Origin of the sequence: Herbaspirillum sp. BH-1, assembly GCF_002870055.1 — a bacterium.
GTDB classification, from domain to species: domain Bacteria; phylum Pseudomonadota; class Gammaproteobacteria; order Burkholderiales; family Burkholderiaceae_D; genus Herbaspirillum; species Herbaspirillum frisingense.
Genome location: NZ_PKOI01000018.1, coordinates 87,108 through 96,685, shown reverse-complemented (window position 1 = coordinate 96,685; position 9,578 = coordinate 87,108). Strand labels below are relative to the sequence as shown.

At 64.8% G+C, this 9,578-nt stretch carries 8 protein-coding genes; 1 reads left to right on the top strand and 7 read right to left on the bottom strand.

What is annotated here, in order from left to right; genetic code table 11:
- Positions 1–14: 14 nt before the first annotated feature.
- A complete protein-coding gene (locus HBH1_RS20250) occupies positions 15–1,001 on the bottom strand; it encodes an AraC family transcriptional regulator (protein WP_102664120.1) in 987 nt (328 codons plus the stop codon).
- 168 nt (positions 1,002–1,169) lie between these two features.
- Between HBH1_RS20250 and HBH1_RS20245 the strand changes: the two genes are divergently transcribed.
- The gene (locus HBH1_RS20245) at positions 1,170–1,703 is read left to right on the top strand and encodes a carboxymuconolactone decarboxylase family protein (RefSeq protein WP_006464877.1); all 534 of its coding nucleotides are present in this window, start codon (positions 1,170–1,172) and stop codon (positions 1,701–1,703) included.
- A 170-nt stretch (positions 1,704–1,873) separates the two neighbouring features.
- Here the strand turns inward: HBH1_RS20245 and HBH1_RS20240 are convergent, their stop codons facing one another.
- From HBH1_RS20240 to HBH1_RS20210, 6 genes are all read right to left on the bottom strand, one after another.
- Positions 1,874–3,940: a TonB-dependent receptor gene (locus HBH1_RS20240; RefSeq protein ID WP_102664119.1), complete on the bottom strand. Its 2,067-nt coding sequence runs from the start codon at positions 3,938–3,940 to the stop codon at positions 1,874–1,876.
- Between the two features lie 185 nt (positions 3,941–4,125).
- A complete protein-coding gene (locus tag HBH1_RS20235; protein WP_102664118.1) occupies positions 4,126–4,521 on the bottom strand; it encodes a hypothetical protein in 396 nt (131 codons plus the stop codon).
- A 366-nt stretch (positions 4,522–4,887) separates the two neighbouring features.
- On the bottom strand, positions 4,888–5,373 hold the full coding sequence (dksA, locus tag HBH1_RS20230; RefSeq protein WP_182993485.1) for an RNA polymerase-binding protein DksA: 486 nt from the start codon (positions 5,371–5,373) through the stop codon (positions 4,888–4,890).
- Between the two features lie 411 nt (positions 5,374–5,784).
- Complete coding sequence (locus HBH1_RS20220; RefSeq protein WP_102664116.1) at positions 5,785–6,540, bottom strand: HesA/MoeB/ThiF family protein; 756 nt, start codon at positions 6,538–6,540, stop codon at positions 5,785–5,787.
- 78 nt (positions 6,541–6,618) lie between these two features.
- Positions 6,619–8,115 (bottom strand): S41 family peptidase, encoded by a 1,497-nt coding sequence (locus HBH1_RS20215; RefSeq protein ID WP_006464883.1) that lies wholly within the window; start codon positions 8,113–8,115, stop codon positions 6,619–6,621.
- Between the two features lie 3 nt (positions 8,116–8,118).
- Entirely contained in the window at positions 8,119–9,519 is a 1,401-nt protein-coding gene (locus HBH1_RS20210) for a murein hydrolase activator EnvC family protein (protein ID WP_233207662.1), read from the bottom strand.
- Between the last annotated feature and the right edge of the window lie 59 nt (positions 9,520–9,578).

The window sequence follows — 9,578 nt, the reverse complement described above, 5'->3', positions numbered from 1 at the left end:
CCTCCTCCCCTGCGCTAGCCCCTGCCCTCTTCTCCCGCCGCCTCTGCGGCCCTGCTCCTGCGCCGGTAGGCACCCGGCCCGAGTCCGCTGTATTTCTTGAAGACGCGGTTGAAGGCCGCTTCCGACTGATAACCCACCGCTTCGCCGATCTGTGCCGTACCCAGCTTGCTGTAGCTCAAGAGGCGGGCGGCGCGCGCCATGCGCAGCTGCTGCAGAACCTCACCGGGCGTGGTGCCACCCACTTCCTGGAAGCGTCGCACGAAGGTGGCACGCGACATGTGGCACAGGCCGGCCAGGCGCGGCAGCGGCCAGTCCTCCTGGGGCGATTCCAGCATGGCCTGCATCGCGCTCTGCAAGACCGGATGCGCCAGCAGCGCCAGCAAACCCGGTTGTGGACCGCCCCGGGCCAGCCAGGCGCGCAGGGCCAGGCCGAACAGGGCCGCTGCCAGCCCGGCCACCACGGCCTGGGCGCCGGAGCGTAGTTCGCCCCGTCCATCGGCGCCGCCGCATTCGTTGCGCAACAGCGTGGCCAGCGTGCGCAGGCCATCGCCTTCGGGCAGTTCGGCGCTGCGCACCAGCAGCAGCTCGGGCAGGGCCTGCATCAGGGCGTTGGAATGCGGGGCCTCGAAATGAAATTGTCCACAGAGGAAATCGGAGAGGGGTTGGCCGCCTCCGCTCTCGTCATCGTTGACATGCAGCGTGACCGGCGCCGCCGTGCTGCCCAGGCGCACAGGACTGGCCTGGGTGGCAGGGGTGGCGGGAGCGATGGAGAGATGGTGGGCGGCGCCACGGGTGAGGATCACCAGGTCGCCGGCCTGCAGGGTCAGGGCTTCGCTATCGGGCAGCTGCAGTTGGGCCTGCCCTTCCAGGATGAAGTGATACGGGGCCACCCCGGTGGGCAAGGCCGGATTGGGCAGGTCCCAGGGCTGGCCGAAGCGGCAGCGGATATCCAGCCCGGCTCGCACGGGGTGGAGAGAGAGGAGACGACTGAGCGCGTCCATCGGCGGATTCCTTCAGCGAATTCACGGTGGTTGAGTTTTTTGAGCAATTTTAAGTCATTTTCAAGCATTCATAATTTCAGGCTACAGGCCTACAGTACATCCATGCGCAACACGGCACTCACGGCAATCCCGCCAACGCCGGCGCTAACCTCTCACAGGAGAACTGTCATGCCCCGTCTTACCACTACCCCCGTTACCGAAGCCACCGGCCAGGCCGCCCAACTGTTTGCCGCCATCAAGTCGGCTGTCGGCATGGTGCCCAATGCCTACGCCGGCATCGGCTCGCTCAGCCCGGTCGCCCTGGAATCGGCCCTGCATCTGGATGGCGCTCTGCGCAAGAGCAGCCTGTCGGCCCAGGAAATCGAAGCCATCAAGCTGGCCGTGAGCGAAAAGGCTGGTTGCGACTACTGCCTGGCGGCGCACTCGCTGATGGGCAAGAAGGTCGGTCTGTCGGCCCAGGCCATCCAGGGCGTGCGCCACGGCCAGGCCTCCGGCGACGACAAGCTGGACGTGCTGGCCGATTTCGCCCGCCTGCTGGTGGGCAGCAGCGGCACCGTCGAGGCCGACGTGGTGGCACGCGTGCGGGCTGTCTATAGTGATGCGCAGATCGTCGATACCCTGCTGGCCGTGACTGCGATCACCTTCACCAACCTGTTCAACCGTGTGAACGATACCGTTCTGGACTTCCCGCCGGCACCGTGATGCGGCCATGCCGTTGATCCAGCGCGCCCCGGCCCGGGGCGCAAAAAAAGCCCGGCGCCTCCTTGCGGAGACGGCCGGGCAAGCCGCGCTGGCGGGAGGCGCAGTCTCCCGCTCGCACTGGAGGGGCCAGCGGATCCGGGTCCGCTGGCCTGTCGGTCGTGGATCAGCGATCAGAAGGCGCTGCGCACCCCCACGATGAAGTTGCGGCCACCCAGTGGCACCGATTCACGCAGCACCGAGGTGGACAGGCGGATGTCCTGGTTCAGGAGATTGCGCGCCAGGGCGAACCAGGTCAGCTTCACGCCATTGAGGCGCTGGGTATAGGACAGGTTGGCGTCCAGCTGGGTATAGGACGGGGTCTCGTAGTTTTCGAAGGAGGCCAGGCGATCCTGCTTCTGGGCGCGCAACACCTTCACGCCGCTGGCCCAGGGGCCGGTCTTGTAGGCCATTTCGACGCCATAGCGGGTGGCCGGCTGCAGGGGCAGGTTGCCGAGGCTATCGAGGGTGCCACGCGAGGTGTCGGCAAAGACCCGGCTGGAGAGGCCTTCGCCGTTCCAGTTGTAGCTGACCTCGGCTTCCACGCCACGGATGGTGGCGTCGGCCTGCGACCAGAAGCGCTGGGTGAATTCGCCGGTGGGATCTGCAGCACCGCTGTCATCGACCTGGCCGTTGGTACGGCCATAGATGTAGTTGTTGACCTTGTTGCGGAAGACGTTGCCCTTCCAGCGCACCAGGCCTTCGGTCTTCTGCAGGCTCAGTTCGATGTTGTGTGAAGTTTCCTTCTTCAGCTGGTTATCGCCGATGTCGAAGGTGGCGGTCGATTCGTGCGGGCCGTTGGAGTACAGCTCTTCGACCGTCGGAGCGCGTTGGGCGAACGAATAGGTCAGGCCCAGGCCATAGCCCGGCTGGAAGCTCCACAGGGCACCAGTGGACCAGGACAGCAGGCTGAAGTCCCGCCCGGGCAGGCCGCTGCCGCTATCGGGACTGCGCTTGACACTCTCGCCGCGCAGGCCGGCGCTGACCAGCACCTGGCCGAACTGGCGTTCTTCGACCAGGAAGCCGGCAAACGAGGTGGAACGGGTCGGCGGGGTCAGTTCGGCCGCGCCAGTGTCGGCCGACAGGGCCGAGTAATTGCTCTGCTCGGTCTGTATGCCGAAGCTACCGTGCCAACCGGCCAGCGGTGCATGGGTCAACTCCCAGCGGGTCTGCAGGGCGCGGTTGGCAAACACCGTGGCGGGGGTGCCATCCTGCTGCTTTTCGATATGGGTGTAATCGGTATAACCCATGCGGAAGCGGAATTTCTCGATGCCGGCAAACGGGTTGTTGACGACGGTGTCGAGGTCGTAGCGGTTCTGGTGCAGGTCGATGAAGGACATTTCATCGGTGGGGATGCCGTAGTGATCATCCAGGGTCGCCGCCGACAGGCCGACATAGCCCCAGTTGGCGACGTAGGAAATGCCGGCACCCAGGCTGGTCTCGTGGGTGAAGGAATTGGGCAGGCGACCGGAGGCGCTGGCGGTATCGCCCTGGCGCGCATTGCCGGGTATCTTGTAGTTGTCGGTATCGCGATAGTTGCCGTCCAGGTGCAGACCAATCTGGCCGGCCGAGGTGTCCAGCGAGAAGGAGCTGTTCTTTTCGCCGTCCACGGTGCCGTAGCGGGCTTCGACGGTGCCGGTGGGCTTGCCCACCAGTTCGGTCGGGATGCGGTCATTGACCACGTTGACCAGGCCACCGATGGCACCCGAACCGTACAGCAGCGCGGCCGGGCCACGCAGGATTTCGATCTGGCGCGCAGTGGCGGCTTCGGTGGCGACGGCGTGGTCGTTGGAGACGGTGGAAACATCGGAGACGCCCATGCCGTTCTGCAGGATCATCACGCGCGGGCCTTCCATGCCGCGGATGATGGGCCGCGATGCACCGGCGCCGAAGGCCGAGGCCGACACGCCCAGTTCGCCGGAGAGGGTGTCGCCCAGGGAGTTGCCGAGCTTGTTGCGCAGTTCGTCGCCGGTGATCACCTTGGCGGGCGCGAGCACCTGCACGTCTTCCTGTGATGCGAAGGGGGTGGCGGTGACGACGATGGGTTGCAGGGGCGCTGGTGCGGGCGCAGCCGGCGGGGTGGAGGCCAGCGCGGCGGCGTCAGTGGTGGTCGCAGAGGTGGTCTGGGCCGTAGCGGACATGGACCAGGCAGCCAGGGCGGTGAGGACGGCCGAAGCAATGAGTTGGCGTTGGAAAGCCATTGTGAATTCCTTGTTTTGCGCGAGGCGCTGCCTGTCCTGTTGTGGTGGAGACAGGCGGCGCGGATACACCGGCCGTCAGCACGCGCCCGTACGCAGGCGCCTCGTCAGGGACGAGGGCGCGCGGCATACGGAGGCGCGAGGGACAACCGGCAACCAGTCAGATGGGTCTTGCGAGGGGAAAGAATTCAGCGCGGCGGGGCGCGGGAGGAGAAATGGCAGTTGAGCGGGGCGTCCCACGAGGAGAACGCCAGCCACAGGGCCAGCACGCGTAGCGGCGGCAACAGCGGCAGGGGTGGGAAACTGAAATGGACGCCGGCCGACAGGGCTGCGGCATCGTAGGCGACGCAGGAGTGATGCAGGTCGTGGGCATGGGGACCGTGCGCATGCGCATCCTGACCGGTGCTGACCGAGGCCGGCTCGGCTTCGTCGAAGAGGGCGTCGCTGATCAGCGAGTGCACCGTGCCCGGTGCCCAGCCCGCGTGCGCGATGCCGTGGACAAACCCCAGCATCTGCGCGAACAGCAACGACATCGCCAGCATGGCAATGACGGTGAAGCTACGCAGGGAACGCAGTCGGTTCATGGAACGGATCGGCAAGTGGACGACAGGGCTGCAAACACACGCAACGCGCAACGCGAAACAGGGCAGAGGCGCGCAGACCAGTGCAATACGGATGACGCAACAGCTTCGACCGCATTTGCAGCTTTTGCAGCTTTTTCAGGGGCTACTGACGATGAACTGAAGGTACTGACATCGAACACCCTGCAATGCCGCGCAATATCCGGTACTACGGGTGGTCTTTAAATTCGGATATGAAGGATTCTACCCCGTGGCCCATAGCTGGCCAGTCCGAAAAACCGGGGTCAACGATCCTGCACCGGCAACACGGGCTGCCGGCGCCATGCCCGGCCGCGTCGCGGCACAGGCTTCATCCTGCGGGGGCGGGGATCAGTCGCCGTAGAGCTTCTGCTTCAACTCGCGGCGTTGCTGCGCTTCCAGCGACAGGGTCGCGGTCGGGCGCGCCAGCAGACGCGGGATGCCGATCGGTTCGCCGGTCTCTTCGCACCATCCGTACTCGCCGTTGTCGATGGACACGATGGACTGCTGCACCTTCTTGAGCAGCTTGCGTTCACGGTCACGGGTACGCAGTTCGAGGGCGTGTTCTTCCTCGATGGTGGCGCGGTCGGCCGGGTCCGGCACCAGCACGGTTTCGCGCAGGTGTTCGGTGGTTTCATCCGCGTTCTTGAGCAGATCCTTTTCCAGCTGCTGGAGACGGGCCTTGAAGAAAGCAAGCTGCGCTTCGTTCATGTAGTCCTTCTCGTCCATCTTGAGGATTTGTTCCTCGGTCAGCAACTGCGCTGCAGGGGTAGTTTTGGGAGTCTTGGTTGCCACTTCGCTTACTTTCAATACTACGGGTTTTTCAACTATATCCATTATCCCGGCTGATACTTGGCTGCCGGAACAGGTCGCTTTTGAATCCACTTCCCTGGCCGCGTAGGCAGCTCTTCGATTGACGTTGACGCTCGGTGGGGCCGTTGCGGGATCTCCGGGCTGGCCTGCAGGCCGATGGCGTACGCTTTTTCGCGGTCAAGGATTGTACACCAACGATTCCGGATGCCAAGCCTCGGGCACATCAGGATCCTGACCTCGGGCAGCGACGCGCCGGCGGCGCGGTGGTTCATGGAGCGGTTCATGACTCCCCTTTGACGGGCAAGGCAGGGCGGGCTGATCGCGCTTATGAATTATGGTCGTTCCGGACATCAGCCTGGCTTGATGCCGCGTAGCAATTGCATTGCAACATCCAACCGAGTTTATACCAGAAGACCGGGCAGCAAGCTACGGCGCTCAGTCGTGCCGCTGCGCGCAGACCGGGCACTGGTGGTCGCGGCCCACGGTGATCGAGGTCCATTCCATCTCGCGGGCGTCCAGCAGCAGCAGGCGCCCGGCCAGGGAGCGACCGATGCCGGCCAGCAGCTTGATGGCCTCGGCCGCCTGCATGGTGCCGATGATGCCGACCAGCGGCGAGAAGACGCCCATGGTGGAACATTGCACTTCCTCGAACTCGCGCTCGGGCGGGAACAGGCAGGCATAGCAGGGGGCCTTTTCCTGGCGGCTGTCGAAGACGCTGACCTGGCCGTCGAAGCGGATCGCCGCACCCGAGACCAGCGGCACACCGGCCGCCACGCAGGCGTGGTTGACGGCGTGGCGGGTGGCGAAGTTGTCGCTGCAGTCCAGCACCACATCGGCATCGGCCACCAGCGCCTGCAGGCGCTCGCCCTCGACCCGCTCGGCCAGTGCCGTGACCTGCACACCGGGGTTGATCTGCTGCAGCGCCTCGCGGCCGGAGTCCACCTTGGGCTGGCCGACGCGCGCGGTGGTGTGCATGATCTGGCGCTGCAGGTTGGTCAGGTCCACCGTGTCATGGTCGACCAGGGTGATATGGCCCACGCCGGCCGAGGCCAGGTACATGGCCGCCGGCGAGCCCAGCCCGCCGGCGCCGATCACCAGGGCATGCCCCTGCAGCAGCCGGGTCTGGCCCTCGATGTCGATCTCGTCGAGCAGGATGTGGCGCGAATAGCGCAGCAGCTGTTGGTCATCCATGGTCAGGTCGTGCCTCGTTCCAGTAATGAAAAAGGGCCGCTAGCTAGCGGCCCGGTGTGCCAGCCCGAGGGCGGCGGATTACTTGGTGGTGTCGATCTTCTCGGCCGGCGCCTTGTTGTCCTTGCGCTCGTCCTTGACCGGGGTGGCGTTCTTGCCCTCTTCGTTGCGCACTTCCGGCTTGGCGTTGGAGACCTTCACCGGCAAGCCCTTGAGGTGATTCAGGGCTTGTCCCAGCTGGAAGTCGTCCTTGCTGCCGAATTCCAGCGGCTTGCGCTTCTTCTCGGCGGCGATCAGGCGTTCTTCCGACTGCTCGTCCAGGGCTTGCGCCTTCACTTCGGCCGACTTGTCGGTGTCGTTGGAGAGGTGCTTGGACAGGTCGGCTTCACGCAGACGCAGGCCGTTCAGGCCATCGCCATCGGGGAATTCGTCCACCATGATGTCCGGCACGATGCCACGGGCCTGGATGGAACGACCCTTGGGCGTGTAGTAGCGGGCGGTGGTCAGCTTGACGGCGGTGTTCTTTTCCGGCGGCAGGGCGATCACCGACTGCACCGAACCCTTGCCGAAGGACTGGGTACCCATGATGGTGGCGCGCTTGTAATCCTGCAGGGCGCCAGCCACGATTTCGGAAGCCGAGGCCGAGCCGCTGTTGATCAGGACCACCATCGGCACCTTCTTGATGGCATCCGGCAGGCGCGACAGCGGGTCCGACAGCGGGTTGGCGGCGTAGTATTCGCGCTTGGCATAGAACGTCTGCTTGGAGCTGGGCAGCTGGCCGTTGGTGGACACCACCACCGAATCCTTGGGCAGGAAGGCTGCAGCCACGCCGATGGCGCCCGGCAGCACGCCGCCCGGATCGTTGCGCAGGTCCAGCACGATGCCCTTCAGGTTGGGCTCCTGGGCGTAGATGGCGGCCAGCTTCTTGGACATGTCGTCCACCGTCGGCTCCTGGAACTGGGTCACGCGCAGCCAGGCGTAGCCGGGTTCGATGACCTTGGACTTGACGCTCTGCACGCGGATCTCCTGACGGGTGATGGTCAGGATGATGGGCTTGTCCTCTTCCTTGCGGGCGATGGTCAGGGTGATCTTGGTGTTGGGTTCGCCGCGCATCTTCTTGACGGCTTCATCCAGCGTCAGGCCCTTGACCGGGGTGCTGTCCAGGCGGGTGATCAGGTCACCGGCCTTGATCCCGGCGCGGAAGGCCGGCGAATCCTCGATCGGGGAGATGACCTTGACGTAGCCGTCTTCCATCCCGACTTCGATACCCAGGCCCACGAACTTGCCCATGGTGCCTTCGCGCAGTTCCTTGTAGGCCTTTTTGTCCAGATAGGCGGAGTGCGGATCAAGCGAGGCGACCATGCCGGAAATGGCTTCGGTCAGCAGCTTCTTGTCGTCGACCTGCTCGACGTAATCCGACTTGATGAGGCCGAATACGTCGGCCATCTGGCGCAGCTCCTCCAGGGGCAGCGACGCCGTTGCATTCTTCTGCGCGATGGCGTCGAACTGAATCATCGCGGTGGCGCCTGCCACCATGCCCAACCCGATCAAACCGATATTCTTGAGTTTGCTGCCCATGTGTCACCTAGTAGTTACCCACCCCAGTGGGTCGAATGCGCGGCCTTGATACCGCATTTCAAAGTATAAACCCGATTGCTCGTTACCGCCGCTGTTGCCTGCAGTAGCAATAGTGTCGCCCGCTTTTACCACATCGCCGGCACGTTTGAGCACCGACTGGTTGTTGCCATAAATCGTCATGTACTGATTGCCGTGATCCACGATGATCAGGTTGCCGAAGCCGCGCAACCAGTCCGCGAAGACCACCCGGCCGGCCGCCACGGCGCGCACTTCCGAGCCTTCGTGGGCGCGGATGAACAGGCCCCGGCTGGTCGGTCCGTCACCCCGGCGACTGCCGAATTTCGATGTCAGGTCACCCTTGACCGGCAGGCGCAGCTGGCCGCGCAGGCTGGCGAAGGGCTTGCCGAAATTGTCCGACTGCGGCTCGGGCAGGGTGTCATTGCGCGCCAGGGAAGTGCTCTGCGGCGGTTCGTCATCGTCGATGGCGTCGGCCGGATCGGGCTGCTTCGGTACCGGCTTGCCCTCCCTGGCGGCCCGTGCCGCTTCGGCGGCGCGCTCGGCCGCCCGGGCGCGCTGTTCAGCCAGCCGCTTCTCGCGTTCGGCCCTGGCTTTGGCCAATTGTTCCTGGCGCCGCTTTTCGCGGGCTTCGGCTTCGGCCTTTTTCTGCTGTTCGATGATCTGCGCCAGCTTGTCCACCAGACTGGAGAGGCGCTGCTGGTCCTGCTCGATGCGACCGACCTCCTGGCGCTGGGCATTGAGCTTGGTGGAGAGTTGCGACAGCAGGGTCTGGCGACGGCCCTTTTCGCGCTCCAGGACCTTCTTCTGTTCCAGTTCTTCCTGGGCGATTTCTTCCAGTTCGTACTTGGCGTTCTGGGTGTCGGCCTTGTTGGCGCGGATGGCCTGCTGGTTGGCGCGCAGGGTTTCGATCAACCTGGCCTGGGCCTGGGAGACATAGCCCATGTACTGCAATTCGCGGTTGATGCGATTGGGGTTGTCCCCGGAGAGCAGCAACTTGATGCGATCTTCATTACCGGCCACGTACTGCTCGCGCAGCAGCCTGGAAAGCTGGGCCTGCTGGGCGTTGACCAGGGCGGTGAGCTCATTGAGCTGCTTGACCAGTTGTGCCAGGCGGGACTCGGTTTCCTGCTGTTCCTGGGCCAGGTCGCGCAGGGAACGATTGGCCTTGGAGATGGCCTGTTCGGAGACGGCCAGCGCGTCGGCGGCGTTGTCCTTGGCGGTTTCGGTCTGGTCGATGTCGCGCTTGAGGCTGGTCAGGCGCTGCTGCAGGTCGGCCCGTTCCTTCTCGGCGGCCTGCTTTTGCCTGGTCCGTTCGGTGATCGGCTGGGCCTGGGCTGCAGACAGTGCCAGCCACAGGCACGCCAATCCGGCCAGTGCGTGGACCAGCGGGCGCAAACGTCCCCGCAGCGCGTCGGCCAACAGGTCGGAGCGCGCCGGTGCTGTGC